Source organism: Rhizobium sp. L9, assembly GCF_002531885.1.
In the GTDB taxonomy this organism is placed as follows: domain Bacteria; phylum Pseudomonadota; class Alphaproteobacteria; order Rhizobiales; family Rhizobiaceae; genus Rhizobium.
Genome location: NZ_NWSZ01000003.1, coordinates 199,857 through 224,870, shown reverse-complemented (window position 1 = coordinate 224,870; position 25,014 = coordinate 199,857). Strand labels below are relative to the sequence as shown.

Below are 25,014 nucleotides of genomic sequence, written 5' to 3'. Positions count from 1 at the left end.
CCGCGACTCCTAATTCTTATCGAGAATAAGTTGTATCCTTCTCTCTAAGCTCGGAAATAATAGAATGAGAACAAAATCTTAAATGATCTCACTTGGCATGCGCCGCACCGAAAGCCTTGTCTCACACCTTTCATTAATCACAACGCAGGCGAGTCTGGCGCGTTTACCGGACATTTCCATCCTGCCCGTAGAAATAGAGTCAAAATGGCCTGCGTTTTAAGAAAAGGTATAAATGTGGCACACGCTCTGGTAACATCCAACGCTGCAGCCTACACATCGGGGCGGGAGATCAGTCAGATCCTGGAATCCGCCCGCAGCCAAGTCGAGGAGCGTTTTCTCGAGGGCGGGTCGGTGCTGCTGTCGGTGATGGATGTCCTCAACCGCCTGCTGAATTCGCTCGAAAGTGTCGCCAAGGCACTCGATGACAAGGAGGCGAGCGATACCAGCGCCGATCTCCGCGCCACGGTGGAAAGCCTGACTGCATTGCCGGTCACCGAAGAAAATCGCCAGCAGGCGCTCATCTCGCTGGCGCAAACCGGCAGGGAACTGCGCAAGCACGTCGCCGATATGCAGGAGACGATGCGTTATCTCAGAACCTTTGCCGTGACTGTAAAGATCACCGGCGCCGGCCTTGCCGAATTCGCCGGCTTTGCGCAGGAGATTTTGGAACGTATCTATTCGGGCACCGATGAGGTGAATCGCTTCGCCGCCCATCTCGACAGCCTCGAGAAAGAGGTCAAACTCGCCGCCTCCTTCGGGGCTAACGTCTCCAGGGGTTACGCCGATACCGTTCCGGCCGTCGCCGGAGCCCTGCGCGACGATGCCGCCAAGATCGCCGAACACCGCAAAAATCTCGGCATCCTCGCCCGCGAGGTCGGCGCGATCGCACGCGGCGTCCAGAGCAAGGTCAGCTCGACTCTATCAGCCCTGCAAATCGGCGATATCACCCGTCAGCGTATCGAACATGTACAGGCAACCTTTTCGCTGCTTGAAGATTTCCTCGCCGGCGAAGAAGGCGCCGGGCTCGACGCCGGTGCGCGCCAGCGTCTCCAGAATGTCGTTCACCATCTGACAGCGGCGCAGATGAGCGACATGTGCGTCAATTTCCAGCGGGATTCGGAGAACGTCGTCAAGACGATTGCGAGTTTCGACCACGACATGCGGGAAATCCTAAAGCTGCGCGATCAAATGGGCACCGAAAGCGGCGAAGCCGGCGGCAATTTCATGCGCGCACTGGAATCCAGCGTTTCTGCCGCCCACGAGATCGTCAAGCAGGTCGACACGGCAAGCCGGCAGGCTGACCAGGTAAGCCATACGACAATCGGCACGGCCGCCAAGCTTTCCGAAGCCATCGTCAACATTCGCGTCGTCAGGACCGACATCCATTACATGGCCTTGAACACCAATCTGCGCTGCAGCCGGCTTGGCGAGGAAGGCAAATCGATCAACGTCGTCACCGCCGAGCTGCGCATCTTCGCCGGCAAACTCGATGAATCCGCCGACGCCATCGTCAACGGCCTGCCGGCGCTCGAAGCCGCCGCCGGGCGCGTGGCTCCCACCACGGACACCACCGCCGGCGGACTGGGCGAGAGCCTGACCTCGGCCGTCGGCAACATCCGTTCCGCGGCCAATGTCATGGAAAACGAGCTGAAGGTGCTCGCCGAGAACGGCCGCGAGGTCGCCGCCAAGATCGGCCTGCTGATCGGCAAGCTCGACTTCCAGCACGAACTCGGCGATGTCCTTGCCCGCTGCGCCGATGCGCTCGAAGGCGTCGCCGGCACCGATGTCGCCGATATCTCCGATCTCGCGGAGGTCATCGCACCGCTCGACCGCAAGATTTTCAAGCTCTATACGATGGTCCAGGAGCGCAACATTCATCGCGACATCATCCCGGCAAGCGAGGAGAGTATTTCAGCGCTTGCCGAGACCGCTAAAGCCGAAAACGACGAGAATCTTTTCGCCGACGCGCTTTTCTAGAGCATAAAACCGCGGCGGCTATCGCCGCCGGAATTTGTTGGCGGCATCTATAGCCGCCTTCTGCTGATCGTCTTCGATGCCGAGATAAAAATCCTCCAGCGCCGGATCGGCAAGCCCCGCACGGCGCGACAGCACATACCATTTCGCCGCCTCGATCGGGTTCGGCGGCGTGCCGATGGCGTTGATGTAGAGATGGGCGAGCTTGTTCTGCGCAACGACATTGCCGCCATTGGCGGCAAGTTTCAGCCATTCGAAACCCTTGACGTAATCCTTCGGGCCACCAACGCCGTTGACGAGCCAGATGCCGAGATCGAGCTGGGCCGTGTCGAAGCCGGCACGCGCTGCTCGCGCCATCCACTCGCGGGCGAGCTGCTTCTTTTCCTGCGGCAGGTCCTTCAGCGTTCCATAGATCTGCGCCACGGCATATTGCGAATCGGCAATGCCCTGCTCGGCTGATTTCTCGTAGAACGGCAGCGCGAGCTTCAGCCCCCTTTCGCCGGGATTGTCGGCGACGAGGATCTGCGCCCAGTTGAATTCGGCTGAAGGATTGCCGGCTTCGGCGGCCTTGCGCATATAGTTGTCGGCTTTGGCCTTGTCGCGCGGCACACCCTGGCCTTCCATCAGCATCAGGGCATATTTGAACATCGCCGCAGGATCGCCGCCTTCGGCCGCCTTGCCATACCAGAAGGCGGCGTTCTTCACGTCCTTCTTGACGCCGAGACCCTGCGAGAGGATTTCGCCAATCAGCGTCTGCGCCGCCGGATCGCCCAGTTGGGCGCGCGGCAGCGCCTTGTCCATCGCGGTCAGATAGTAACCGCGCTGAAAGGCGCCGTACGCCTCGTCAATCGGCCCTTTGTAGTCCTTCTCCGGCGGAAGGTCGGGCAGCTTCGCGCCCATGCGGTCGAAAACGCCGACGCCATCCGAGGGCTTCACATCCCCGTTGGGGAGCCGGTCGGTGCGAAAGCTTGACGCCGGCGCGGTGCCTGGCTGGCTGATGACGCTGTCCGGTGCCTGCGCCACGGCGATATCAGACCCGCCCGCAGTGAGGGCGACCATGCTGGCAAGCAGATATTTCAAAGGGGGGGCGGGCAGGATCGGCATGAGCGGGATTTCAATCCTCAAACCGTGGCGCTTTTTCGTCAAGCAGAGCATTGATCTCGGCAACGATGGACGGCGCTCGGCCGGGCTCCCCGAACACGGCCAGCCGCAGCGCCACGAACTCTGCTCTGGTCTCAGCGACGGCAAGAGCCGACGCCGGATCGGTGCCGCCCATGACGATGCAGGGGATTTCGATCATTGAGGCCCACCATTCGCCGAGCGCAAGGTTCTTGGGATGCGCCTCCGGCTTGATATCCCCATCGAGCTTGCCGAAGAAGATATAATCCGGCCTGACTTCGCCAATCTCCAGCGCATTGTGCCGGTCGCTGGCATTGCCGCCGCCGACGATGAGCTTCGGAGCGTGTTTGTCGATCGCCTCCGACAGTGCCTGGGCGTTGCCGGTAATGTGCAGGCCATCCGCCTTCGCCCGTCCCGCCACGCGGCTGTCGCCTGCAATCAGCGCGGCGGCCCCCGCATCCTGGATCACCGGCACCAGCTTTTCGGCATGTTTCTGGAAGGCGCCGTCGTCGAGCCCGTATTGCGGCACGATGACGGAGGCTACATCGCCGCCCTTCAGCGCATCGGCGACGATCCTTGCCTGTTCATCAGCGTCGGCGATATCGGGGACGATGAGCACTAGGCGGCAGCGGTTTTCGGCTTCGGTCATGAGGTCTTTCCGTTTCCTGCGAATTCCCTTCTCGAAATGACGGATCCGCACTCGTTTTGTGTGAGTAGTTCCGTTAGAGGAGGCTTGCAAGAGGAGGACGTCGAAAGCATGCCGCAGGACTTGTCATTCTACTACGCCGCCGTGCCCGCGGTTCTGCTTGTGGGCCTAGCAAAAGGCGGCATGGGCGACGCTTTGTCGCTGATCGGCCTGCCATTTCTCGCCCTGGTCGTCTCGCCGCTCGAAGCCGCGGCGATCCTGCTGCCGATCCTGGTCTTCATGGACATGATCTCGCTCGTCATCTGGCGCAGGCATGGCGATTGGGCGACGCTGAGGATCATGCTGCCGGGCGCAATTTTCGGCATTGCCCTCGGCTGGGCGACCTCGGCGCTCGTTCCCGGCAACGTCCTTCGCGTCGTCATCGGCGCGGTGACGATCCTCTTCTGCCTCCGCTATTTCTGGAACAATTTCGGCCCGGGTGCCGGCAAGGTGGTTCCGCCGCGCGGCCAGCGGCCGGTGGCCGCCGGCCTCTGGGGCACCTTCTCCGGCTACGGCAGCTTCGTCGCCCATGCAGGCGGCGCCCCCTTCCAGATCTATGCTTTGCCGCTCAAACTTCAGCCACGCGAATATACCGGCACCAGCGTGCGTTTCTTCGCGATCCTCAACGCCATCAAGCTGGTCCCCTATTTCGCGCTCGGCCAGCTCGACACGCAGAATCTTGCGACTTCGGCGACGCTGCTGCCTTTCGCGCCACTCGCTACCCTTGCCGGCGCCTGGTGCGTGCGGCGCATGAAGCCGGAGATCTTCTATCCTTTCATGTATGCCATGGCCCTGATCGCCGCCTTTCTGATCGCGCGCGAGGGCCTTAGCGGCTGACAAAGGCCACGCTACGCTGCAATGCACAATTTCCTTGCCGGAAGGGCCGGTTTGACGTAGCTTTTCCAGCATGTCGAACACGGACCCTTTCTCTGCGATTGCTGATCCGAACCGGCGGTTTCTGCTGGAGGAATTGCGTCGCGCTCCAAGGACGGTCAACGAGCTCGCCGAAGGGCTGCCGATCAGCCGCCCGGCGGTCTCGCAACACCTGAAGGCGCTGCTCGACAGCAATCTGGTCTCGGTGACCTCGGAAGGCACGAAGCGCATTTACACGGTCAACAACCGAGGCTTCGACAAGCTCAATTTATGGCTGGATCAGTTCTGGGCCTGATGCGCGTTACCGCCGTGGACACGCTGCGATCACATGAAACTACTCGAATATGCCCTCGTGAAAGCGCCAGCCGCAATGCCTCGAGCATCGGACTGGCGCAAATCTGGTATGAGATCACCGGATCTTGCTGATTTTAGGCGGAATGGATGGATTTACCTCTTCTAACGCAAGATGATCGACCGGCGATCTCCTGGGAGGATTAATGGACGGATGACTTGAGACGCTGAATCTCGTCCTTGATGCGCAGCTTGCGGCGCTTGCATTCGGCAATTTCGGTATCGGAGATAGAGGGAGCTGTTCTGAGCGCGTGCAACTCCTCCTCGAGTGCTACGTGCTTTTTCTGGAGTGATTCAAGATGAGCTTCAACTGTCATTTGACCCTTCCTTCCTCTTACCCTCCCCGACCATCATCGTCGGGGATCAAGGTGTCAACGGGGCGGACTGTGACATATTTTTGACGGCTTGTCGAAGGCCAAAAGATGAAGAAGAGATGGCAAATTCATGATCAAGACTAACTAGCCGTTACCCGTATTTGGTGATAGGAGCTTGCGGAAATCATCGGCAGATCGGACAAGGTCCGAGGACGATAACGGGGAATGCATATGGCCGATCAGGAACAGGCGGAAATCAGGCTCATGGTGGCGCGTCTGCGCCAGGAGCACGAGGATTTCGACGCTGCGATCAACGCCATGATCGAGACCGGATGCGACGCTCTGCGAATCCAGCGCATGAAGAAGAAGAAGCTCGTCATCAAGGACAAGCTCTCCAAGCTGGAAGACCAGATCGTTCCCGATATCATTGCCTGAAAGGAACGGTCGCAGGATGACAGATAGACCACTCGTCGCCATCATCATGGGCAGCCAGTCCGATTGGGAGACCATGAAGAACGCGGCCGACACGCTGGAAGCGCTGGAAATCGCTTATGATGCGCGCATCATCTCAGCGCACCGTACGCCCGAGCGAATGATGAATTTCGCCAAGGGCGCACGTGCGGAAGGTTTCAAGGTCATCATCGCCGGCGCCGGCGGTGCGGCGCATCTGCCGGGCATGACCGCATCGATGACGCCGCTGCCGGTCTTCGGCGTCCCGGTTCAGTCGAAGACCATGTCCGGCCAGGACAGCCTTCTTTCCATCGTGCAGATGCCGGCCGGCATTCCGGTTGGGACCCTAGCCATCGGCAAGGCGGGTGCGGTCAACGCCGCTCTTCTCGCCGCCGCCGTGCTGGCCCTTTCCGACGAAGAGATTGCCGACAGGCTCGACGAATGGCGCGAGCGCCAGAGTGCTGCCGTCGCCGAATATCCAATGGACGACCAATGACCATAGGAACGATCGGCATTGTCGGCGGCGGCCAGCTCGGCCGCATGCTGGCCATCGCCGCCGCCAGATTGAATTTCCGCACTGTCATCCTCGAGCCGCAGCTCGACTGCCCGGCCGCCCAACTGGCGAACCGGCAGATCGTCGCCGCCTATGACGATCCGGCGGCGCTGGCCGAACTGGCAGACGCCTGCGACGTCGTCACCTACGAATTCGAGAATGTGCCCGTCGCAGCCGCCGAAGCGCTCTCGGCAAGCATCGCCGTCTATCCGCCTGCCAAGGCGCTCGAGGCCGCCCAGGATCGGCTCCTCGAAAAACGCTTCCTCAATGGCTGCGGCATATCAACCGCTCGCTTTCATGCGGTTGACAGCCAGGCCGATCTCGAAACCGCACTGAAAGATTTCGGCGGCCAGGGCGTGCTGAAGACCCGCCGTCTCGGTTATGACGGCAAGGGGCAGAAGGTTTTCCGCTCGCCCGCCGACAATCCTGACGGCGCCTATGCCGCGCTCGGGGCCGTGCCGCTCATCCTCGAAAGCTTCGTCGCCTTCGAGCGAGAGGTCTCGATCATCGCCGCGCGTGCCGCGGATGGGACGGTCGTCTGCTTCGATCCCGCCGAGAATGTCCACCACAACGGCATCCTCCACACCTCGACCGTTCCGGCCGCAATCTCGGCGACGACTGCGGGGGCCGCTCGTCAATCGGCGGAAAAGATTCTCGCCGCGTTGAACTATGTCGGCGTGATCGGCATCGAATTCTTCGTGCTCGCCGATGGCGGCTTGGTCGCCAACGAGATGGCGCCGCGCGTCCACAATTCCGGTCATTGGACGGAAGCCGCCTGCGTCGTCAGCCAGTTCGAGCAGCATATCCGCGCTGTCGCCGGCCTGCCGCTCGGCAATGGCGAGCGGCACTCCGACTGCGTCATGCAGAATTTGGTCGGTGACGATATCCTTGCCGTCCGCGACTGGCTGCAGCGTCCCGACACGCTGGTTCACCTCTATGGCAAGAGCGAGTGGCGCCCCGGCCGCAAGATGGGTCATGTCACGACATTGGCGCCGAAATTGCCGGTTTCGGGATGAGAAAACGGCCGTGCGGCTTGGGAAAAACACCGTCACGTGGTTGACACGCTGGAGGTGACGAGGTATCTGCACCCCCACCTAAAGAGCGCGCCCCGACGGCGCGCTTTTGATTGTTAAAGTTACGGGCGAATGTGAATTCCCCCATAGAGATCGCGGATCAGAAAAATGAAGATCAAGAATTCGCTCAAGTCGCTCAAGGCACGTCACCGTGACAACCGTCTGGTTCGTCGCAAGGGCCGCATTTACATCATCAACAAGCTGAACCCGCGCTACAAGGCTCGTCAGGGCTGATTGCGCGAATCCGGATCGTGCGCCGCTCAGAGTGCGGCAACGGACATCCGGGGGTCGCTGCGGTGATCACGGCTAATTTGTTTGATCTTCGGCGCTGGCGGACTAATATGTCCGCCATGCGCTTTTTTGCTTTGACGTCAGCGGTGCTGCCGCTCGCCTTCATCCTCTCCACCTCCCCGTTTCCGGTCGCCGCGGCGGAAAAGAACGTCATTGTCGAGCGGAGGGATGCCACTAGTTCGCCGAAGCAGCGTCTCGATCAGCTCTTCAGCCAGCTGAAGCGCGAGCGTGATCCTGATAAGGCCAGCAGCATCGCCAATGAAATTCGCCTGGAGTGGAATGATTCCGGCAGTGCGACCGTGAACCTGCTGATGCAATGGGCCGACAAGGCGATCGAGGAAAAACGCAATCCCGCCGCCCTCGATTTCCTCGACGAGGCGATTGCCCTCAAGCCCGATTACGCCGAGAGCTGGAATCGCCGCGCCACGCTGAATTTCATCATGGGCAATTACCGCAAGTCGATGTCCGACATCGAGCATGTGCTGGATATCGAGCCACGCCATTTCGGCGCGCTCTCCGGCATGGCCGCGATCCTCAACAATTCCGGCAATGATCAATTGACCCTGAAGGCCTGGGAACGGTTCCTCGATATCTATCCCGCCGATCGCACCGCGCAGGAGCAGGTCAACATGCTTGCGGAAAAACTGGCCGGCAATCGAACCTGAAGAAGCAGGCTCGCCGAGCTTGACCTGCGCCCACAGCGCGCAATTTTAGAACTGTTGAGGGAATTTGACACGATCGTCCGCCGCAAAATCCCTCGATCGTCGCCGTTAAGATCATGCTTGCCGAAGTTTCCGCTCTTCTCGCCCCGCTCGCCGCCGTCATCGGCTACTCCTCTTACAAGGCACGGCAATTCGAACAGACCTATCCGAATATCGGCGAGTTAACGGATGTCGGCGGCTACCGCATGAACGCCGTCCATGTCGAGCGTCCCGAAAATGCGGACCTGCCGGCGCTCGTCTTCATTCACGGCGCCAGCGGCAATCTGCTCGATCAGATCGTCGCTTTTCGCGCACCGCTCGAAGGCCGAGCGGAAATGCTGTTCGTCGATCGTCCCGGTCACGGTTATTCGGAACGCGGCGGCCCTGAGAACGCCCTACCCTCGGGCCAGGCCGATGCAATCGCCCGACTGATGGAAAAGCGCGGCATCGAGAAGGCGATCATCGTCGGCCATTCCTTCGGCGGCGCGATCACCGCCGCCTTCGGACTGCGCCACCCGGATAAGACCGCCGGCCTGCTCTTCCTCGCGCCGGCTACCCATCCGTGGCCCGGCGGCATCGACTGGTATTATCATGTGGCGACCGTCCCGGTCATCGGTTGGTTCTTCAACCACGCCGTCGTCGTTCCGCTTGGACTGAGGCGGCTGGAGCGCGGCACGCTGAATGTCTTCCGTCCCAATCCACGCCCTGCCGACTACATCGAAAAAACCGGCCCGTCGCTGGTGCTGCGGCCGCGCACCTTCCACAACAATGCAGCCGATTTCAAAAGACTGCTCGTCTATGTGAAGGAGCAATCGCCGCTCTACTCGCAGATCACCGCGCCGACCGTCATAATCACAGGCGACCGCGACGAGATCGTCTGGGAACACCTGCATTCGCGTGGCCTTGCCCGCGATATAGCAGGCTCCGAACTCGTTACGGTCCGCGGCGTCGGCCATAAGCCGGATTATCTCGCCACCGACGTGGCTATCGCCGCCATGGAAAAGATCGCCGGCGAGCCGCGCGACCTCCAGTCGGCCGCCCGCAGAGCCGAAGAGAGGCTCGCCGCCCCATTACGCGACCGAGCGGCCGAAACTCCGTGATCTCTGATCAGGCGCCCGGTATGGTGCGCGACATCTCGGGACTCGAACGTCCCGCTGGCAAGATGTTCGGCGGAGCGCTCGCAACCTCCCTCAGGCGCCGAGCCGCACACCGCCGTCGCAGGTGACGACATGACCGCTCATGAAGCCGCTTTCGATCAGGAATGCGATCGCCTGCGCGATATCCTCCGGCCTGCCGACACGGCCGACCGGCGTGCGGCCGGCGAAATCCGCGAAGACGCTGCTGCGCTGCTCGAATGGCAGGAAATGCCACCAGGGCGTATCGACGACCCCGGGTGAGACTCCGTTGACGCGCAGCGGCTTCAACTCGACGGCTAGTACCGGTACCATCGCCTCAATTCCGGCATTGACGGCGGCAAGCCCCGCCGTGCCGGGCATCGCCGCTTGGGCGCTGACCGCAGAGACGAAGGTGATGCTGCCGCCCGGTTGAAGGAAGGGTAGTGCCGCCTGTGCCGCAGCCGCATGCGGAATGAGTTTGGTCTGAAATCCGGCGAGCAGATCCGCCATATCGAGCGTTGCGAAGGGACCTGCGCCATGGCCGCTGCCCATCGCGAGCACGAGATGGCCGAAGGTGCCAATGCCGGCAAAAATTCTTGCTAGGCTTGAAAACTCCGTCGCATCGAGCACGACGATGCGCAGATCGCCGACTAGCGAAGCTTGTGCGGCCGCGAGTCTTTCGCCGTCGCGGCCTGCGATGGTGACCGCGTATCCCTGTTTCAAAAGTAAGTTTGCTGTGGCAAGGCCGATGCCGGATGAACCGCCGATGATGACCACATGCTGCAAAGTCATGATGCTGCTCCTTGAACTCATTGATCCGCAGGCGGGGATCACCTGCGACTTTGGCACCATGCGCCCAATGAAAACGGCAAACAGTTCCAATTTTATCCTGGTATCGATACTGATATGATCGGACCCATGGATCAGAAAACCGACGTCTTCGAAGCCCGCCGCCGCGAATTCGCGGCCTTCCTGCGTTCACGCCGCGAGCGGCTAGCGCCATCTGACGTCGGCTTACCGGAAGGCATCCGCCGACGCACTCCAGGCCTGAGGCGCGAGGAACTCGCCATGCTCGCAGGCGTCGGCACCACCTGGTACACATGGCTGGAGCAGGCCCGCAACATCCGCCCCTCCCCACAGGTGCTAAACGCCCTTGCCGATGCTCTCCGCCTCGATGACGCCGAGCGCCGGCACCTCTTCACCCTCAATAATCGCCAGGCGGTACAGGCGATGTCGACAACACCCGAACACGTCGACGAGCCGCTGCAGCGCGTGCTCGCCAATCTGACCCATCAACCGGCCTATGTGCTCGGCCGCCGATGGGATGTGCTCGCCTGGAACCGCGCCACCGATGTGCTCTTCGGTGGCTATGACACGCTTGAGCGCGACGAGCGCAACATCATGCATCGTCTCTTCGTCGACCCTGCACATCGCCGGCTGCTCGTTGATTGGGAATCGGTTGCCCGCGTCTCCCTCGCGATGTTCCGGGCAGACAGCGCTCGTTATGCCGGCGATCCGGATTTCGAGCGGCTGATTGCACTGCTCATGCAGGCAAGTGACGAGTTCCGCAGTTGGTGGCAGCGCCACGAGGTGATCAGCCCGCTATCCGGCATCAAGCGCATCGATCATCCGGTCATGGGCCGCATGTCCTTCGAACACACCGGCCTGGCGCTGACGAACCGGCCCGAGATGAAGCTCATCGTCTACACGCCGCTCGATGACGACGATACCAACAGCAAACTCGCCAAACTGCTGGATCTGGATCCGGCATAAAGCCTACCCCTCGCATTGCCGCTGGCCGCAGCAGCCCCATATGTCTTTCCGTTGTTGTCCATAGGAGGGGAAATCATGGGCCGCCTGCATATCGGGACGATCTCCGTCATATCGGCATTGTCGCTAACTCTGACGACGGCCTTCGCGGCCTCGCCCGCACCAGTCGAGGCCGAACACGGGATGGTCGTCACCGCCCAGCATCTGGCGACCGATGTCGGCGTCGAGGTGCTGAAGAGCGGCGGCAACGCCGTCGATGCAGCGGTCGCCGTGGGTTATGCACTGGCGGTCGTCTATCCCTCGGCCGGCAATCTCGGCGGCGGCGGCTTCATGACCATCCGCCTGAAAGACGGCACCAAGGCTTTCCTCGATTTCCGCGAGCGCGCGCCGCTCGCCGCGACAAAGACCATGTATCTCGATGCTAAGGGCGATATCGTGCCGCGGGCCAGCCTTGATGGCTATCTCGCCGTCGGCGTTCCAGGCTCCGTCATGGGTTTCGAGACGGCTCGCGACAAATACGGCACCCGCTCACGCCAGGATCTGATCGGGCCGGCGCTCCGCTTCGCCAAGGAGGGCTACACGCTGGAACAGGGTGACGCGGCGATCCTTGCCGGCAGCGCAAAGCGCCTTGCCAAGGACGAGACGGCGGCGAAGATTTTCCTGAAACCGGACGGCAAGCCCTATGGCTCCGGCGAAAAGCTTGCGCAGCCGGATCTCGCTGCAGTCCTGGCGGCCATTTCGGAAAAAGGACCGGACGCCTTCTATAAGGCTGCCCCCGCCGAGGCGATCGTCAAAGCGAGCCAGGCCAAGGGCGGCATCCTCGCCAAGGAGGACTTCGAGCAATATGCCGTGCGCGAGCTGAAGCCGATCGAGTGCAATTACCGCGGCTACGACATCATCTCCTCGCCGCCACCCTCTTCCGGCGGCGTGATCATATGCGAGATCCTCAACATCCTCGAAGGTTATCCGCTCTCCTATCTCGGCTACGCCTCGGCTGAAACCGTGCATGTGATGGTCGAGGCGATGCGCTACGCCTATGTCGACCGCAACGCGGCCCTCGGCGATCCCGATTTCGTCGACAATCCGGTCGAAAAACTGCTCGACAAGAGCTACGCCAAGGAGATCGCAGCAAAGATCGATCCCTACAAGGCCGGGACTTCGGCCAACCTGGAACCGCTCGGCGGCAAGGAAAGCAACGAGACGACCCACTATTCGATCATTGACGACGAGGGCAATGCGGTTGCCGTCACCTATACACTGAACGGCTCCTTCGGCGCAGCGGTCGTGGCACCCGGCACCGGCATTCTGCTCAACAACGAGATGGACGATTTCACCTCCAAGCCGGGTGTGCCGAACCTTTATGGCCTCGTTCAGGGCGAAGCCAACGCCATCGCTCCGAAGAAGACGCCGCTCTCCTCGATGAGCCCGACGATCGTCACCCGCGACGGCAAGCCATTCATGGTGATCGGCAGCCCCGGCGGTTCGCGCATCATAACCATCACGCTGGAGGCGATTTTGAATGTCGTCGATTTTGGCATGGATATCAGCCAGGCGGTCAACGCACCGCGGTTTCATCACCAATGGCAGCCCGACAAGGTCTATCTCGAGCCCTATGCGCTCTCGCCGGATACGGAAAAGATGCTTGCGGCAATGGGCTATAGCTTCGACGGCGGCAACGACGCACCGCTCTGGGGCCAGGCCGCTGGCATCCTCGTCGGCGGCAAAAGCCTTGCCGCCATCGAAAAGGGCGGAGGCGCTCGTTACAACGGCGCCATGGACGCCCGCGCGACAGAAGGCTCGGCGGGCGGCTATTGACGGTCGGCGAGCCGCCGGGCATTGCGCATGGTCATTCATGTCACGGTGACAAAGTCACCGTTCACAAACCGTTTGCCCCGTCCTATGCATGAGCGATCCCGCAAGCAGGACGATTCCCGAATGGTCAGCATTGAAATGATTGTTGCCGCCCGCGCTCGACTGCGCGGTCGTGCGCGCCGCACGCCGCTTCTTTCCTCCCCCTTCCTGAACGAGATCGCCGGCCGGCGCCTGTTCGTGAAGGCGGAATGTCTGCAGCATTCGGGTTCCTTCAAGTTTCGCGGCGGCTGGTCTGCCGTCTCCGGCCTCGACCCGGCGGTACGCGCGCGCGGCGTCATCGCCTTCTCCTCGGGTAATCATGCGCAGGGCGTCGCCCTTGCCGCCAAGCTGCACGGGGTGCCCGCCGTCATCATCATGCCGAGCGATGCGCCGAAGCTGAAGATCGCCAACACCCGCGCCTTCGGCGCCGAGGTCGTACTCTACGACCGCGCCAACGAGGATCGCGACGAGATCGGCGCCCGGCTCTCCGCCGAGCACGGCCTGACGCTGATCAAGCCTTTCGACGAACCGCTTGTCATCGCCGGCCAGGGCACGACTGGTCTCGAAATCTCCGAACAGGCGGAAGAAGAAGGTGTAACGGAAGCCGAGGTGCTCGTTCCCTGCGGTGGCGGCGGACTGACGTCCGGCATCGCGCTCGCCCTCGAGGCCAGCGCCCCCGGCTTTCGCGTCCGTCCCTGCGAGCCGGAGAACTTCGACGACACCACGCGATCGCTTGCCTCCGGCAGGATCGAGCGCAATGCCTCCATGGCGGGTTCGATCTGCGATGCGATCATCACGCCGGAGCCTGGCAGGATCACCTTTCCGATCTTGAAGCGCCTCGCCGGCGCCGGCATCGTCGTCACCGACGAGGAGGCGCTGCGCGCCATGGCGCTCGCCTTCGTCAGATTGAAGATCGTCGTCGAGCCGGGCGGCGCCGTGGCGCTGGCTGCCGCTCTTTTCCATGGTGAGGCGCTGGAAAGCGATACAGTCGTCGCCGTCACCTCCGGCGGCAATGTCGATACCGACATCTTCGCTATGGCGTTGGAACGCTTCGGCTGAGACAGACCGGCGGCTTGATCAAGCCGCCCTGTAACGTTGGGCGGGCGCCGTACGCGAAAGGTTCGGCATCAATGCCTGGCGCGCCTGTTCGTAGGCGGCCAGCAGGCCGGCGTCCTCAAGCGCGGGAATGGTTGCGAATTCCCCTTGCTTGAGGCCCGCGAGCGAGGCATCGACCATATCTTCCGCCGACATCACGATCTCATTGGGCAGGTGCTCGACGGGCGTGCCGGCGATGCCCCAGAATTCGGTCGCGGTGGCGCCGGGCAGCACGGCCTGGATACGGATGTTCTTCTCCGCCAGCTCATGTTTCAGCGATTGGCTGAAGGCAAGCACGAAGGCTTTCGTGCCGCCATAGACGCCGTTCAGCAGTTCCGGCGCGATTGCGACGATCGAAGCGATGTTAATGATCGTGCCGCCGCCGCGCGAGACGAAACCGGGAACGGCGGCATACGTTAGCCGCATCAGCGCTGTCACATTGAGTTCGATCATTTCCTGCATTTTGTCTACATCGGCAGAAAGCAGCGGCGCCGTTCCCCCAAAGCCGGCGTTGTTGACGAGAAGGGTGATGCTCCGGTCCTGCTTCAGCACGCCCTCGACGCGCGCTAAGTCCACCTTGCTGCCCAGATCGGCAACGAGGGTCTCCACAGTCCTGCCGGTCTCCGTCGTTAGGCGGCTTGCCAGCGCCTTCAGCCGCTCCCCATTGCGGGCGACGATGATCAGATCGTAACCCTGCTGCGCCAGCCGATGCGCATAAATCGCGCCGATGCCCGAGGATGCGCCGGTAACGAGCGCCGTACCCTTATGTTCCTGTGACATGCTCCGTCTCCTTTGTTGCACTGGCCCTTGCCCCGCGCTTGAAGAGAACGATACGTCGAATTGCCAAAGTCCTGAATGTCATATACACCACCTTTTAGGACACAGGAGGTTCAGCCATGCAGCACGTCGCTTTCCTGCTCTATCCCGGCTTTCAGATCATGAGCCTGGCCGCTGTCTCGGTCTTCGAGTTCACCAATCTCGAACTCGGCCGGAAGGCTTATGACATCACCTACATCTCCGAAGCGGGCGGAACATTGCGCACCTCGCTCGGCATGTCGGTCGAGACCGAGCCTTTCGGCGATCCGGTCTTCGACACGCTGGTCGTCGTCGGCGCACCTGACCTCATCTTGCCGAAGCCTGGCGAAAGCGCCTTCATTCGCGCCGCACTAGGTGCCTCCCGCCGCGTCGCTTCGATCTGCACCGGCGCCTTCTTCCTCGCCGAAGCCGGTATTCTCGACGGTCGCCGCGCGACGACGCATTGGTGCCTCGCCCGCGAGATGAAGGCGCGTTATCCGAAGATCAGGGTGGAAGAGGATCGCATCTTCATCATCGACGGTTCGGTCTGGACATCCGCCGGCATGACCGCCGGGATCGACCTTGCGCTGGCGATGGTTGAGAAGGACCACGGCATCGAAGTCGCCCGCGCCATTGCGCGGATGCTCGTCGTCTATCACCGCCGCGCCGGCGATCAGTCGCAATTTTCCGCGCTACTGGAGCTGGAACCGAAATCGGACCGCATTCAGAAGGCGCTAGACTTTGCACGCAGCAATCTGAAATCTCAGCTTTCGGTGGAAGAACTGGCGGAAGCCGCTCATCTCAGCCCCCGCCAGTTCAGCCGCGCCTTCCGCGCGGAAACGGGCCAATCGCCGGCCAAGGCCGTCGAGAACTTGAGGCTCGAAGCCGCCAGGCTGATGATGGAGCAAAGCCGCCATCCGATCGACGTGGTTGCCGACGAAACTGGCTTTGCCGATCGCGAACGCATGCGCCGCGCCTTTTTGCGCGCCTTCGGTCAGCCGCCGCAGGCGATCCGTCGCAACGCCCAGTTGGAACGGCAGATGTGAGTACCCAGCCGGCGACCACCGGTGCCCCTTCTCGCTACGACAGGTGAAGCGCCCGGCGGATCGGGGGATCGACCGGCGAATAGACGCCGTCCTGCTGTTCGAGCCGAAGAGGCTCAGAACGTGCAAGGCCGGGCTGCGCCATGAAGCGCCTTTCCCACGGGGTCAATGAGATATCAGGCCATCACTCGCTGGCAGGGCGCCCCGCACCGACTGTTGCACGAGCTCGGCAAGCCGGGCCGCGGCCGGTTGCAGTTCGGCCTCGGCCCGATGCAGGACCAGCCCGAGCTTCGGCAAACCAGGCAGGCCGACGGCCTCCTGCTGAAGCGTCCGGACCTTTGCCGGTAAGCCGACCGGGGTACGGATGGTAAAACCGAGGCCCGCCGCCGTCGCGGCCCAGAGGCCGCCGAGACTGGGGCTGACAAAGGCGAGCCGCCAGGAAATGCCAGCCTCGTCAAGCGCCCGGGTCGCCGCATTGCGCAACAGGCACGGCGCCTCCAGCGAGGCAAGCGGCATTGGCTCGCCACTCGCAGCATGCCAGACGGGCTGCCCTTCTGCAGGCCCGATCCAACACATCGGCACCTCGCCGATCGCCTCACAATGTGCCGTCAACGTCCCATCGCTCCAGGCCAACGCCAGGTCGAGCTTGCCTGAGGTGACCCGATCGAGCAGTTCGGCATTGCGCACCACTCGAGCCTCGATGCGTACCTTTGGATGGGCGCGAGCGAAACGGCCGAGCACCTCGGGCAACAGGGTCTCGCCGAAATCCTCTTGCAGGCCGAGCCGCACCCAGCCTTCCAGCTCGATGCTGTGCACGGCCGCCGCCGCCTCGTCATTGAGCTCCAGCAACCGTCTGGCATAACCGAGCATCGTTTCGCCGGCATCGGTCAGCGCCAGCCCGCGACCCGCCTTGCGGAAGATTGGGGTGCCCGCCTGTTCCTCCAGCTTCTTCAGCTGCGCGCTGACCGCTGACGTCGAACGCCCAAGCTTTTCCGCCGCCTTGGCGAAATTGCCGAGCTCCATGCCGGTCGAAAAGGTCCGCAGCACATCGAGATCGAAGATCGTTCGCCGCATCGTATTGTTCCAAATTTTGGGATATTTGATCCATAAAATTCTGATTTTCAGCATCATCCTGTGCTGCGATGATGCTGTTGTCAAGGCCGCCGGACGGCCCGAACCATGGAGATCCCAATGCCCTTCGTTCGCATTTCTCTTCGCAAAGGCAAGTCACAGGAATATCTCGCAGCGCTTGCCGACAACGTCCAGCGCGCACTGGTCGAGACCTTCGACGTGCCCGAAAACGACCGCTTCCAGGCCATCCATCAGCATGATGAGAATGAACTGATCTTCGACCGCAGCTATCTTGCCGGCCCTCGCTCGGACGATTTCGTCTATATCTCAGTCACGATCGGCCGGCCGCGAACGGGGGGGATGAAAGCAGCGCTGTATCGGCGGCTCGCCGAGCTGCTGACCCAATCGCCGGGCCTTCGGCCGGAAGACCTGATGATCGTCGTCAGCACCAGCGCGCCTGAGGACTGGTCCTTCGGCAACGGAATCGCCCAAATGACCGATCCAGACTGGCGGCTGCAGATAGCCGGAGGCCGGCAATGAGCGCTTCGAACCCGAAATCGATGACCGTCAGGCAACCTGGTAAGGTGACCCGCTCGCCCGAAGGCGTGGCAACCGCGCCCTTCTGGGTTGAGATGCTGCTCGAAGGCACCGACGGCGAAAATACCGCGATGCGTGCCACGCTCGATCCGGGCACCATCACCCGCTGGCACACCCATCCCAAGGGGCAGTTGCTCTATGTCCTTGCGGGACAGGGCCTGGCACAGAACGAGGGCGGCTCGGTTGAGGAATTGCGTGCCGGCGATGCGGTCTGGTTTGCGCCCGGCGAACGCCACTGGCATGGCGCCGCCGCTGACAGCCCGTTCACCTATATCAGCATCCAGCCGGCGGAAAATGGCAGCTTTGTCGAATGGCTGGATCCAGTGGAGGCACGGCCATGATCGCTATGCAATACAGCTTTACCCTGCCGGCCGATTACGACATGTCGATCATCGACCGCCGCATCCGCGACAAGGGGCCGTTGCTCGACGGCTTCCCCAATCTCGGCTTCAAAGCCTATCTCAGCGCCCGCATCAGCGAATTCGGCAGCCGCGACAACCTGTATGCGCCCTTCTACCTCTGGCGGAGGCCGGAACGGGCAGGCGACTTCCTCTGCGGCACGGGTTTCCAGGCGCTCACCAGTGCCTTCGGCTGGCCGCAGGTGAAGACCTGGATCGTATGGAAGGCGCAAGTCTCGCCCGATATCGCCGCGGCCGCGTTCGCAACCCGCAATATTCTGCAGACTGAAGCCCATGCACCGCTTGCCGATCTCCGGCGGGCCGAAGTCGCAGAGGCCGAAGCCGATCTGGCGGCAGGCGCACTCGCCTCCGTCTCCGGCTTCGAACCGACGACATGGACCCGCATACGCTTCAGCTTGTGGCGGGAGCCTCCCGAGATCGGCGATGACGCGCAGACCTACCGCGTTGGCCATATGTCTTTGGCCCGATGAGTTTAGGCGGTGGCCCGACGATAAAAGGCAAGCGACCCCGCAAGGGCGAGCAGCGCGCCACCGCATGCGCGTTCCAGCCATAAGGCGCCTGACGTTTTCAGGAAACGGACCGCCTGCGAGCCGAAGAAAGCGTAACCGAACATGATGATGAAATCGAGCACAGCGAAGACAAGGGCGAGCAGCAAATACTGCGCCGTCTGCGGCTGAGTGGGCTCGATGAACTGTGGCAGAAAGGCGGAGAAGAAGAGATATCCCTTCGGGTTGGTCGCCGCGACCATGAAACTCTTCAGCCCGATCGAAAAGGTCGATCTGGCGGCCGCCTCATCGGACTTCAGCGCCGCGTCGATCGTGCCCTTCGAGCGCAAGAGCATGATGCCGAGAAAGGTGAGATAGGCGGCACCCGCCCATTTCAGCATCGAGAACCAGAATTCCGATGCCGCAAGCAGCGCGCCGAGTCCGACAGCCACAGCGCCGATCAGGACGAAATCCGAAAGAACCGCGCCGACCATGCCGGCGACCGCGCGGCGCAGCCCATGCCGAGAACCATTTGTCAACGCCAGCAGCACTGTCGGTCCTGGTGTGGCGATACCGACGAAGGAAACGGCCGCGAAAGCCAAAAGAGTGACGATATCCATGATGATCCCTCCAAACCCGAGGATCGAGACTTGCATGCGCCGCATCCCTTGGCAATGCCTGGTCACATGAACGAAAAAAGCCTGCCGCCCTTTTAGGCAGCAGGCTCATCACAGATGCGATCGGATCAGACGCCGCTCTGGCCGTCCGAACCGATATAGGCGATGCGCAGCATGTTGGTGGCGCCCGGCGTGCCGAGCGGCACGCCGGCCGAGATGATGATGCGATCGCCCGGCTTGCCGAAACCTTCGTCGGCGACGATGCGGCAGGCGCGGTTGACCATGTCGTCGAGATCGGTCGCGTCATGGGTGACGACGCAATGCAGGCCCCAGACGATGGCAAGCCGGCGCGCAGTCTTGATGATCGGCGACAATGCCAGGATCGGCACCTGCGGGCGCTCGCGCGAGGCGCGGAGACCCGTCGTGCCCGACGAGGTGTAGCAGACGATCGCCGACAGCTTCAGCGTTTCGGCGATTTGACGGGCGGCAAGCGAGATCGCATCGGCGCCGGTTGCTTCCGGCTGGGCGCGCTGAGCATAGATGATGCCGGGATAATGCGGCTCGCGCTCGATGGCCGTGGCAATCGAGGCCATGGTCGAAACGGCTTCGACCGGATAGTCGCCCGAGGCCGATTCGGCCGAGAGCATGACGGCATCGGCGCCTTCGAAGACGGCGGTCGCGACGTCTGATACTTCGGCGCGTGTCGGCACCGGCGCTGAAATCATCGATTCCAGCATCTGCGTGGCGACGACAACCGGCTTGCCCGAACGGCGGCAGGCACGGATCAGCTGCTTCTGAATGCCTGGAACCGATTCGAGCGGCATTTCGACGCCGAGATCGCCGCGGGCGACCATCAGAGCGTCGGAAAGCTCGATGATCTCCTCGATGCGCTCGAGAGCCTGCGGTTTTTCGATCTTCGACATCAGGCCGACGCGGCCGCGGGCGATCTTGCGCACTTCGGCTAGGTCGTCTGGACGCTGGACGAAGGAAAGCGCCACCCAGTCGACATCGTCGGTGGCGAGCACGGCGTCGAGATCGGACCGGTCCTTGTCTGTCAGCGCACCGACGCCGAGCAATGTGTCGGGAAGGCTGACACCCTTGCGGTCGGAAATGCGCGTGCCGGAGATCACCGTCGTGACGATGCTCTTCCCGTCGCACTTGTCGGCGCGCAGGCAGAGCTTGCCGTCATCGATCAGCAGACGGTGGCCAGGCTGCACCGATTCCAGGATCTCGGGATGCGGCAGGTAAACGCGTGTGGCATCGCCGAGCGCTTCATTGTTGTCGAGCGTGAAGGTCTGGCCGGGTTTCAGATCGACCTTGCTGTCGACAAACTTGCCGACGCGCAGCTTCGGTCCCTGCAGGTCGGCGAGAATGCCGATCGGCCGGCCTGAACGCGCTTCGACCGAGCGGATGCGCTGGATGAGCGTTCGCATGAGGTCGTGGCTCGCATGGCTCATATTGATGCGGAAGACATCGGCACCGGCCTGGTGCAGCTTCTCGATCATCGATTCCTCGGCGGAGGCGGGCCCGAGGGTGGCGAGGATTTTAACTTTGCGATTACGCTTCATCAATTCTGACTTTCTTGCGTCCCTGGGGTGTCGGAGAGTTGAACCATCCAGCTGCCCTGGCGGCCCGTGTCATATTCCTTGAATCCCATCTTCTGGTAGCCCCGAGCATAACAATCCTGCACGCCCGAGATCTTGAATTCGTTTTCCGCCACGCACATCTGCACGTCCCCCGTCCACCGTCCTCCCCGGGCGGCGTCCTCTGCGTAGAGGTAATAATAACGCGACTGCAATTCTCCCTCGATCAGCGTGGCGCAAGTCGTTGCCGGCACCTGCCACCAGCCCTCCGTGATCCAGCCGTCTTTGGCTCTGTATCCGATCGCTACCCCAACCAGATTTTGCGTTCCGTTGCACACGCGAAAATCGGCGCGTGCGGCATCTGCGATGAAGAAGGGCATGGCGGCTGCAAGAGCAAACAGGGCGAGTCGGACCAGCGGTCCGGACCGCGTGAGGAAACTTGGCGCGGCTTGAATCAACACGGCTCCCAAATAGCTCCACGGTTATTCATATCCGTGCCTTCTTGCGCCGCCGCCATCCGAAAGTCAACGCAATGCTAATCGATTATATTCCCTTTCATAACGGTCCGCAAAGGTTCATATCCGCTGTCGCCGCCCGTCGCGCTTGAACCGGTCGCGGGCTCATGCAATCACTGGGCGCGACTGGGCAATGAGCAACGGCAATTCCTTCATGGACGACTTCCAATCCTTCGAAATTCTACCCGGAAAACATGACAAAGGCATGGTGATCCTCGCCGATCACGCAATGAACCGCCTTCCCGCCCGGTATGAAAGGCTCGGCCTGCCGGAGTCTGCCTTCGCCCGCCACATCGCCTATGACATCGGCATCGAGCGCCTGGCGCGCCAGCTTTCAGCGAGGCTCGGCATACCGGCAGTGCTCGGCGGTTTCTCGCGGCTGCTGATCGACCCGAACAGAGGGGAGGACGACCCGACCCTGATCATGAAGATCTCGGACGGCGCCGTCATACCAGGCAATCACCCGATCACGCCGCAGGAGTGGATTTACCGGATCGAAGCCTTTCATCGCCCCTACCACGAGGCCGTGGCAGGCACGATCGACGCGGTGGCGAATAGCACCGGCAAGGCACCGCTGGTGCTATCGCTGCATTCTTTCACGCCGGCGTGGAAGAGCATTCCCCGACCCTGGCACGCCGCCGTTCTTTGGGACAGCGACCGGCGCGCCGTCGGCCCGCTGCTCGACATGCTGCGCGCCGATCCCGATCTCGTCGTTGGCGACAACGAACCCTATGACGGCGCTTTGAAGGGCGATACCATGTACCGCCATTGTATGGTGACAGGAATCCCACATGCCCTGCTCGAGGTGCGTCAGGATTTGATCGCGGATGAAGCCGGCATATCGGCATGGGCCGAGCGCCTAGCGCCGATTTTTGCAGCGATGAATGCGGATCCGGCCCTACACGAATACGACGTCCATCCGTCGCGCACCGGCCCCTATTGAGGCCCACGGAATGAAAGGAGAGCGAGATGACTGCGCTCAGCAAGGAACAACAGACCGAATTCGAAGCCGCCGCCTTCCGTCGTCTGATCGCGCATCTTCGTGACCGCAGCGACGTCCAGAACATCGATCTGATGAACCTGGCCGGCTTCTGCCGCAACTGCCTGTCGAACTGGTATCGCGAGGCCGCCGAGGCCGAAGGTGTTCCGGTCAGCCGGGACGAATCGCGTGAGATGATCTACGGCATGCCCTACGAGGACTGGAAGAACCTCCACCAGAAGGAGGCCTCGCCTGTGCAAAAGGCGGCATTTGAGCTGAACAAGCCACACAAATAGTCCGCTTGGCCTTTAACAGGCTTGACCGTGACGCCGCTTCGCGGCAGTCACGTGCATCCCGAATTGATCACCGAAAAATCAGGAGAACACGATGTCTGATGCTCATGGCGTCGCCCGCGATCAGCTTCGCGCTTTCATCGAGCGCATTGAACGGCTGGAAGAAGAAAAGAAGACCATCGCCGACGACATCAAGGACGTCTATGGCGAAGCCAAGGGAATGGGCTTCGATACCAAGATCCTGAAGAAGGTCGTGGCGCTGCGCAAGAAGGACGAGCAGGAGCGCATGGAGGAGGAAGCCATCCTCGACACCTATCTGCACGCGCTCGGCATGATCGAAGCGCCGCCGGAAGGCTGATTCGCCGACGTCGCTGTTTTGATAAAAGCCGTCGGACCTTCCGGCGGCTTTTCTTTTGCGCCGTATCTTGCTGGCACTCCAACTGTCCAGCCGATCGAATAGTCAGAAGAAAACCGCCGGATCGCTCCGGCGGTTTTCGGTCTGACGCGATCGGCAAGCTCAGTTCGTATTGAACTTACGCACTTCCATGAAGTTGACGGCGTTGCCGCTGAAACGGGCCGGGTCGACTGAGGCGGTCTTGACGATGAAGCCCTCGGCATAGACAGCGGTCGGTTGGGCGCGCATCGTCTGGCTGACGAAGCGCGGCGCCTTGACCTGTTTGGAGGCCATTTCGAGACGGGCATTGGTCAGCGCCCACTGCGAGATCATCTTCTGCGTCAGCTTCGGCTCGGTCCGCACCGTCGCGCGGCTGGCATCGGCTGCGGCGGCTTCCTTCTGCGTCGGACGCCCGCCCTTGACCGGGAGGGGCTGCGGCGCGGGGCTCTCGGCAGCCGGGGCGTCGAAAGCATCGCCGAAGCTTGCCGACTTCGTCGCCGGCGCCAAGGCAGCGAGCTGCAATGACGGCTTTTCGGCGGGCGCCTTTTGCGGCATCGCGGCGGCGATTGCCTGCTCCACGCTCATTTGAGGCTCATGCGAGGCGACCTGGCTTTGCGTATCCTTGTTCTGCTGCTCGAGCGCGGCGGCGATGGCAGGAGACAGGCCGCCATCCTGATCGGCCTCGTCTGCCTCCGCTTCGGGATCGGCATCCGCCGCAGCAAGCAGATTTTCAGCAACGGCAGGGCGCTCGACCGGAGTGGGAACTGGCATTCCGTTCTGCATGTTCGGATCGATCGACGCGACCTCGGCGTCACCCGGCGCGCGGCGCTGACCGAGAAGCGAGGGAACGGGAATGCTGTAGGCGCTGAGATCGGCGAATTGCTGTGGCTGGGCCTGATCAGCCGGAAGCGCCGCGACGAGGGCCTGCTGCGCGGCGTTACCCGAAGAGGGCGCCACCAGTGCGTTGGCCATTTCACTGCCGGCCGGCTGGTTGCTGAAAGCCGGGCGAACCTGCGGCACCGGCGCGTTCAGGGCTGCGACTTCGGTCTGCGGCGGCTCGGCAGGAGCAGGCTCCGCCTTCGGCGGCGTCGCCTTGGCGACAGCAACGGGAGCCGAATCGTCGGAATCATCTTCCTGTTCGTCAGCCCCGCCGCCAAACAGCGCCTCAAACAGCGTCTTATGCTTCGGCGCCGATTCGGAAGCACTGGCGATCTCGATCTGCGTGCCGCTGACGCGGCGCTTGTAGTCGGCCATCGCTTGCTGATAACCGGGCAGCGGCTTGCCGTCGGCCGGGATGTGAATGGTGTTGCCGTTCGGGAAAAGCCGGACAAGCTCGTCACGGCTCATACGCGGCCAGGCGCGAACGCCGCCGACATCCATGTGCACGAAGGGCGAACCGGATTTCGGATAAAAGCCGACGCCGCCGATCTGCATCTTCATGCCGATGGCCCTGAGCGTCGCAAGCTTGACGTCGGGAATGAAGAAGTCCATCGCCTTGCCGAGCATGTGCTGGCTTTTTTCGGCGACGCCGGAATTGCGCGAGCGGCCGCGCAGCATCTCGTTGGTTGCCGGCGAACGGAAACCGCAGACGACGTTGATGTAGTCTCGCGAACCGCTCTGGCGGTAGACTTCCCAGATCAGGTCGAACAGGCGCGGATCCATCTTGGTCGGCTGGTTCTTGCGCCAGTCGCGCAGGAACCGGTTCAGTTGCTCCAGACCCTTCGGGTCGAACTTGCCGTTGCGCTTGTAGGTGATGACGGCCTTTTCGCCGGTATGGATGAAATAGAGCTTGAGGCTGCGGGTTTCGCCCGCTGCTTGAGAAGGCGTACCGACGAATACCGGCGAGGAAACCGCAAGCGCAAGAAGGGCGGCCGCCGCCGTCCTCACTGCCTTTCCGCAAATGTCGGCGCACAAAGAACGCCAGCTCAAGCGCGAAGGCTTGGAATTCCCATTCAGATTCGGCAACTCGATCCCCGTCAGACAGACAATGTCCCGTACTGTCCCAGAT

The 25,014-nt window shown here is 62.0% G+C and carries 29 protein-coding genes and 1 pseudogene; 19 read left to right on the top strand and 11 right to left on the bottom strand.

Annotated elements, in window-relative coordinates; genetic code table 11:
* Nucleotides 1-234 precede the first annotated feature (234 nt).
* On the top strand, nt 235-1,977 hold the full coding sequence (locus CO660_RS02950; protein WP_097597286.1) for a chemotaxis protein: 1,743 nt from the start codon (nt 235-237) through the stop codon (nt 1,975-1,977).
* 18 nt (nt 1,978-1,995) lie between these two features.
* On the opposite strand, the gene CO660_RS02945 is transcribed toward CO660_RS02950, so the two are convergent.
* Nucleotides 1,996-3,078, bottom strand: coding sequence for a tetratricopeptide repeat protein (locus CO660_RS02945; RefSeq protein WP_097597285.1), 1,083 nt, complete (start codon nt 3,076-3,078; stop codon nt 1,996-1,998).
* 10 nt (nt 3,079-3,088) lie between these two features.
* The gene (locus CO660_RS02940) at nt 3,089-3,742 is read right to left on the bottom strand and encodes a thiamine phosphate synthase (protein ID WP_097597284.1); all 654 of its coding nucleotides are present in this window, start codon (nt 3,740-3,742) and stop codon (nt 3,089-3,091) included.
* 108 nt (nt 3,743-3,850) lie between these two features.
* Between CO660_RS02940 and CO660_RS02935 the strand changes: the two genes are divergently transcribed.
* The gene (locus CO660_RS02935) at nt 3,851-4,615 is read left to right on the top strand and encodes a sulfite exporter TauE/SafE family protein (RefSeq protein ID WP_097597283.1); all 765 of its coding nucleotides are present in this window, start codon (nt 3,851-3,853) and stop codon (nt 4,613-4,615) included.
* 70 nt (nt 4,616-4,685) lie between these two features.
* Nucleotides 4,686-4,946 carry a metalloregulator ArsR/SmtB family transcription factor gene (locus tag CO660_RS02930; protein WP_003542830.1) on the top strand — a complete coding sequence of 87 codons (261 nt, stop codon included), beginning with the start codon at nt 4,686-4,688 and terminating at the stop codon, nt 4,944-4,946.
* A gap of 199 nt (nt 4,947-5,145) precedes the next feature.
* On the opposite strand, the gene CO660_RS02925 is transcribed toward CO660_RS02930, so the two are convergent.
* On the bottom strand, nt 5,146-5,319 hold the full coding sequence (locus tag CO660_RS02925) for a DUF465 domain-containing protein (protein WP_008533139.1): 174 nt from the start codon (nt 5,317-5,319) through the stop codon (nt 5,146-5,148).
* 228 nt (nt 5,320-5,547) lie between these two features.
* On the opposite strand from CO660_RS02925, the gene CO660_RS02920 reads away from it, so the two are divergent.
* The 6 genes from CO660_RS02920 to CO660_RS02895 all read left to right on the top strand — a co-directional run bounded on the left by CO660_RS02920 (nt 5,548) and on the right by CO660_RS02895 (nt 9,484).
* Nucleotides 5,548-5,751: a DUF465 domain-containing protein gene (locus CO660_RS02920; RefSeq protein ID WP_010028538.1), complete on the top strand. Its 204-nt coding sequence runs from the start codon at nt 5,548-5,550 to the stop codon at nt 5,749-5,751.
* 16 nt (nt 5,752-5,767) lie between these two features.
* A complete protein-coding gene (purE, locus tag CO660_RS02915; protein ID WP_064811306.1) occupies nt 5,768-6,262 on the top strand; it encodes a 5-(carboxyamino)imidazole ribonucleotide mutase in 495 nt (164 codons plus the stop codon).
* A complete protein-coding gene (locus CO660_RS02910) occupies nt 6,259-7,335 on the top strand; it encodes a 5-(carboxyamino)imidazole ribonucleotide synthase (RefSeq protein ID WP_097597282.1) in 1,077 nt (358 codons plus the stop codon). The genes purE and CO660_RS02910 overlap by 4 nt, the downstream gene beginning before the upstream one ends.
* A gap of 165 nt (nt 7,336-7,500) precedes the next feature.
* Entirely contained in the window at nt 7,501-7,626 is a 126-nt protein-coding gene (gene ykgO, locus CO660_RS02905; RefSeq protein WP_003582204.1) for a type B 50S ribosomal protein L36, read from the top strand.
* Nucleotides 7,627-7,733: 107 nt separating this feature from the next.
* Nucleotides 7,734-8,348 carry a hypothetical protein gene (locus CO660_RS02900; RefSeq protein ID WP_097597281.1) on the top strand — a complete coding sequence of 205 codons (615 nt, stop codon included), beginning with the start codon at nt 7,734-7,736 and terminating at the stop codon, nt 8,346-8,348.
* A 113-nt stretch (nt 8,349-8,461) separates the two neighbouring features.
* On the top strand, nt 8,462-9,484 hold the full coding sequence (locus CO660_RS02895; protein ID WP_097597280.1) for an alpha/beta hydrolase: 1,023 nt from the start codon (nt 8,462-8,464) through the stop codon (nt 9,482-9,484).
* Nucleotides 9,485-9,574: 90 nt separating this feature from the next.
* Here CO660_RS02895 and CO660_RS02890 read toward each other — a convergent pair whose 3' ends face one another.
* The gene (locus CO660_RS02890) at nt 9,575-10,291 is read right to left on the bottom strand and encodes an SDR family oxidoreductase (RefSeq protein WP_097597279.1); all 717 of its coding nucleotides are present in this window, start codon (nt 10,289-10,291) and stop codon (nt 9,575-9,577) included.
* Between the two features lie 114 nt (nt 10,292-10,405).
* Here CO660_RS02890 and CO660_RS02885 point away from each other — a divergent pair, with 114 nt between their 5' ends.
* The 3 genes from CO660_RS02885 to CO660_RS02875 all read left to right on the top strand — a co-directional run bounded on the left by CO660_RS02885 (nt 10,406) and on the right by CO660_RS02875 (nt 14,179).
* Nucleotides 10,406-11,272 (top strand): helix-turn-helix transcriptional regulator, encoded by an 867-nt coding sequence (locus CO660_RS02885; protein ID WP_097597278.1) that lies wholly within the window; start codon nt 10,406-10,408, stop codon nt 11,270-11,272.
* Between the two features lie 75 nt (nt 11,273-11,347).
* Nucleotides 11,348-13,084 (top strand): gamma-glutamyltransferase, encoded by a 1,737-nt coding sequence (gene ggt / locus CO660_RS02880; RefSeq protein WP_097597277.1) that lies wholly within the window; start codon nt 11,348-11,350, stop codon nt 13,082-13,084.
* A gap of 120 nt (nt 13,085-13,204) precedes the next feature.
* Nucleotides 13,205-14,179 (top strand): threonine/serine dehydratase, encoded by a 975-nt coding sequence (locus CO660_RS02875; protein ID WP_097597276.1) that lies wholly within the window; start codon nt 13,205-13,207, stop codon nt 14,177-14,179.
* Nucleotides 14,180-14,197: 18 nt separating this feature from the next.
* Here the strand turns inward: CO660_RS02875 and CO660_RS02870 are convergent, their stop codons facing one another.
* Nucleotides 14,198-14,995, bottom strand: coding sequence for an SDR family oxidoreductase (locus CO660_RS02870; RefSeq protein ID WP_097597275.1), 798 nt, complete (start codon nt 14,993-14,995; stop codon nt 14,198-14,200).
* Nucleotides 14,996-15,111: 116 nt separating this feature from the next.
* On the opposite strand from CO660_RS02870, the gene CO660_RS02865 reads away from it, so the two are divergent.
* A complete protein-coding gene (locus CO660_RS02865; RefSeq protein WP_097597274.1) occupies nt 15,112-16,056 on the top strand; it encodes a GlxA family transcriptional regulator in 945 nt (314 codons plus the stop codon).
* Between the two features lie 34 nt (nt 16,057-16,090).
* Here the strand turns inward: CO660_RS02865 and CO660_RS33695 are convergent.
* Both CO660_RS33695 and CO660_RS02855 read right to left on the bottom strand, forming a co-directional pair.
* A pseudogene (locus CO660_RS33695) lies at nt 16,091-16,210 on the bottom strand (phytanoyl-CoA dioxygenase); the annotation flags it as partial.
* An 8-nt stretch (nt 16,211-16,218) separates the two neighbouring features.
* On the bottom strand, nt 16,219-17,127 hold the full coding sequence (locus tag CO660_RS02855; RefSeq protein WP_097597456.1) for a LysR substrate-binding domain-containing protein: 909 nt from the start codon (nt 17,125-17,127) through the stop codon (nt 16,219-16,221).
* A gap of 117 nt (nt 17,128-17,244) precedes the next feature.
* On the opposite strand from CO660_RS02855, the gene CO660_RS02850 reads away from it, so the two are divergent.
* Genes CO660_RS02850 through CO660_RS02840 form a run of 3 tightly spaced genes read left to right on the top strand, consistent with a single transcriptional unit; the run spans nt 17,245 to nt 18,610 of the window.
* The gene (locus CO660_RS02850) at nt 17,245-17,664 is read left to right on the top strand and encodes a tautomerase family protein (protein WP_097597273.1); all 420 of its coding nucleotides are present in this window, start codon (nt 17,245-17,247) and stop codon (nt 17,662-17,664) included.
* On the top strand, nt 17,661-18,062 hold the full coding sequence (locus CO660_RS02845) for a cupin domain-containing protein (protein ID WP_097597272.1): 402 nt from the start codon (nt 17,661-17,663) through the stop codon (nt 18,060-18,062). The genes CO660_RS02850 and CO660_RS02845 overlap by 4 nt, the downstream gene beginning before the upstream one ends.
* The gene (locus tag CO660_RS02840; protein WP_097597271.1) at nt 18,059-18,610 is read left to right on the top strand and encodes a DUF4865 family protein; all 552 of its coding nucleotides are present in this window, start codon (nt 18,059-18,061) and stop codon (nt 18,608-18,610) included. Before CO660_RS02845 ends, CO660_RS02840 begins: the two co-directional genes overlap by 4 nt.
* A gap of 2 nt (nt 18,611-18,612) precedes the next feature.
* Here the strand turns inward: CO660_RS02840 and CO660_RS02835 are convergent, their stop codons facing one another.
* From CO660_RS02835 to CO660_RS02825, 3 genes are all read right to left on the bottom strand, one after another.
* Nucleotides 18,613-19,245, bottom strand: coding sequence for a LysE family translocator (locus tag CO660_RS02835; protein WP_097597270.1), 633 nt, complete (start codon nt 19,243-19,245; stop codon nt 18,613-18,615).
* A gap of 125 nt (nt 19,246-19,370) precedes the next feature.
* Complete coding sequence (gene pyk / locus CO660_RS02830; protein ID WP_097597269.1) at nt 19,371-20,810, bottom strand: pyruvate kinase; 1,440 nt, start codon at nt 20,808-20,810, stop codon at nt 19,371-19,373.
* Nucleotides 20,810-21,295 carry a DUF1036 domain-containing protein gene (locus CO660_RS02825; RefSeq protein WP_011426762.1) on the bottom strand — a complete coding sequence of 162 codons (486 nt, stop codon included), beginning with the start codon at nt 21,293-21,295 and terminating at the stop codon, nt 20,810-20,812. The genes pyk and CO660_RS02825 overlap by 1 nt, the downstream gene beginning before the upstream one ends.
* A 199-nt stretch (nt 21,296-21,494) precedes the next feature.
* On the opposite strand from CO660_RS02825, the gene CO660_RS02820 reads away from it, so the two are divergent.
* The 3 genes from CO660_RS02820 to CO660_RS02810 all read left to right on the top strand — a co-directional run bounded on the left by CO660_RS02820 (nt 21,495) and on the right by CO660_RS02810 (nt 22,970).
* Nucleotides 21,495-22,283, top strand: coding sequence for an N-formylglutamate amidohydrolase (locus tag CO660_RS02820; protein WP_097597454.1), 789 nt, complete (start codon nt 21,495-21,497; stop codon nt 22,281-22,283).
* Between the two features lie 26 nt (nt 22,284-22,309).
* A complete protein-coding gene (locus CO660_RS02815; protein WP_097597268.1) occupies nt 22,310-22,615 on the top strand; it encodes a DUF1244 domain-containing protein in 306 nt (101 codons plus the stop codon).
* 91 nt (nt 22,616-22,706) lie between these two features.
* The gene (locus tag CO660_RS02810) at nt 22,707-22,970 is read left to right on the top strand and encodes a DUF2312 domain-containing protein (protein WP_008533181.1); all 264 of its coding nucleotides are present in this window, start codon (nt 22,707-22,709) and stop codon (nt 22,968-22,970) included.
* A gap of 159 nt (nt 22,971-23,129) precedes the next feature.
* On the opposite strand, the gene CO660_RS02805 is transcribed toward CO660_RS02810, so the two are convergent.
* Nucleotides 23,130-24,971 carry a DUF882 domain-containing protein gene (locus tag CO660_RS02805; protein ID WP_097597267.1) on the bottom strand — a complete coding sequence of 614 codons (1,842 nt, stop codon included), beginning with the start codon at nt 24,969-24,971 and terminating at the stop codon, nt 23,130-23,132.
* Nucleotides 24,972-25,014 lie beyond the last annotated feature (43 nt).

Bases quoted from the DNA above. Each gene is read 5' to 3' on its own strand.
- CO660_RS02945 (WP_097597285.1), bottom strand. From the start codon at position 3,078: ATGCCGATCCTGCCCGCCCCCCCTTTGAAATATCTGCTTGCCAGCATG.
- CO660_RS02940 (WP_097597284.1), bottom strand. From the start codon at position 3,742: ATGACCGAAGCCGAAAACCGCTGCCGCCTAGTGCTCATCGTCCCCGAT.
- CO660_RS02935 (WP_097597283.1), top strand. From the start codon at position 3,851: ATGCCGCAGGACTTGTCATTCTACTACGCCGCCGTGCCCGCGGTTCTG.
- CO660_RS02930 (WP_003542830.1), top strand. From the start codon at position 4,686: ATGTCGAACACGGACCCTTTCTCTGCGATTGCTGATCCGAACCGGCGG.
- CO660_RS02925 (WP_008533139.1), bottom strand. From the start codon at position 5,319: ATGACAGTTGAAGCTCATCTTGAATCACTCCAGAAAAAGCACGTAGCA.
- CO660_RS02920 (WP_010028538.1), top strand. From the start codon at position 5,548: ATGGCCGATCAGGAACAGGCGGAAATCAGGCTCATGGTGGCGCGTCTG.
- purE (WP_064811306.1), top strand. From the start codon at position 5,768: ATGACAGATAGACCACTCGTCGCCATCATCATGGGCAGCCAGTCCGAT.
- CO660_RS02910 (WP_097597282.1), top strand. From the start codon at position 6,259: ATGACCATAGGAACGATCGGCATTGTCGGCGGCGGCCAGCTCGGCCGC.
- ykgO (WP_003582204.1), top strand. From the start codon at position 7,501: ATGAAGATCAAGAATTCGCTCAAGTCGCTCAAGGCACGTCACCGTGAC.
- CO660_RS02900 (WP_097597281.1), top strand. From the start codon at position 7,734: ATGTCCGCCATGCGCTTTTTTGCTTTGACGTCAGCGGTGCTGCCGCTC.
- CO660_RS02895 (WP_097597280.1), top strand. From the start codon at position 8,462: ATGCTTGCCGAAGTTTCCGCTCTTCTCGCCCCGCTCGCCGCCGTCATC.
- CO660_RS02890 (WP_097597279.1), bottom strand. From the start codon at position 10,291: ATGACTTTGCAGCATGTGGTCATCATCGGCGGTTCATCCGGCATCGGC.
- CO660_RS02885 (WP_097597278.1), top strand. From the start codon at position 10,406: ATGATCGGACCCATGGATCAGAAAACCGACGTCTTCGAAGCCCGCCGC.
- ggt (WP_097597277.1), top strand. From the start codon at position 11,348: ATGGGCCGCCTGCATATCGGGACGATCTCCGTCATATCGGCATTGTCG.
- CO660_RS02875 (WP_097597276.1), top strand. From the start codon at position 13,205: ATGGTCAGCATTGAAATGATTGTTGCCGCCCGCGCTCGACTGCGCGGT.
- CO660_RS02870 (WP_097597275.1), bottom strand. From the start codon at position 14,995: ATGTCACAGGAACATAAGGGTACGGCGCTCGTTACCGGCGCATCCTCG.
- CO660_RS02865 (WP_097597274.1), top strand. From the start codon at position 15,112: ATGCAGCACGTCGCTTTCCTGCTCTATCCCGGCTTTCAGATCATGAGC.
- CO660_RS02855 (WP_097597456.1), bottom strand. From the start codon at position 17,127: ATGCGGCGAACGATCTTCGATCTCGATGTGCTGCGGACCTTTTCGACC.
- CO660_RS02850 (WP_097597273.1), top strand. From the start codon at position 17,245: ATGCCCTTCGTTCGCATTTCTCTTCGCAAAGGCAAGTCACAGGAATAT.
- CO660_RS02845 (WP_097597272.1), top strand. From the start codon at position 17,661: ATGAGCGCTTCGAACCCGAAATCGATGACCGTCAGGCAACCTGGTAAG.
- CO660_RS02840 (WP_097597271.1), top strand. From the start codon at position 18,059: ATGATCGCTATGCAATACAGCTTTACCCTGCCGGCCGATTACGACATG.
- CO660_RS02835 (WP_097597270.1), bottom strand. From the start codon at position 19,245: ATGGATATCGTCACTCTTTTGGCTTTCGCGGCCGTTTCCTTCGTCGGT.
- pyk (WP_097597269.1), bottom strand. From the start codon at position 20,810: ATGAAGCGTAATCGCAAAGTTAAAATCCTCGCCACCCTCGGGCCCGCC.
- CO660_RS02820 (WP_097597454.1), top strand. From the start codon at position 21,495: ATGGACGACTTCCAATCCTTCGAAATTCTACCCGGAAAACATGACAAA.
- CO660_RS02815 (WP_097597268.1), top strand. From the start codon at position 22,310: ATGACTGCGCTCAGCAAGGAACAACAGACCGAATTCGAAGCCGCCGCC.
- CO660_RS02810 (WP_008533181.1), top strand. From the start codon at position 22,707: ATGTCTGATGCTCATGGCGTCGCCCGCGATCAGCTTCGCGCTTTCATC.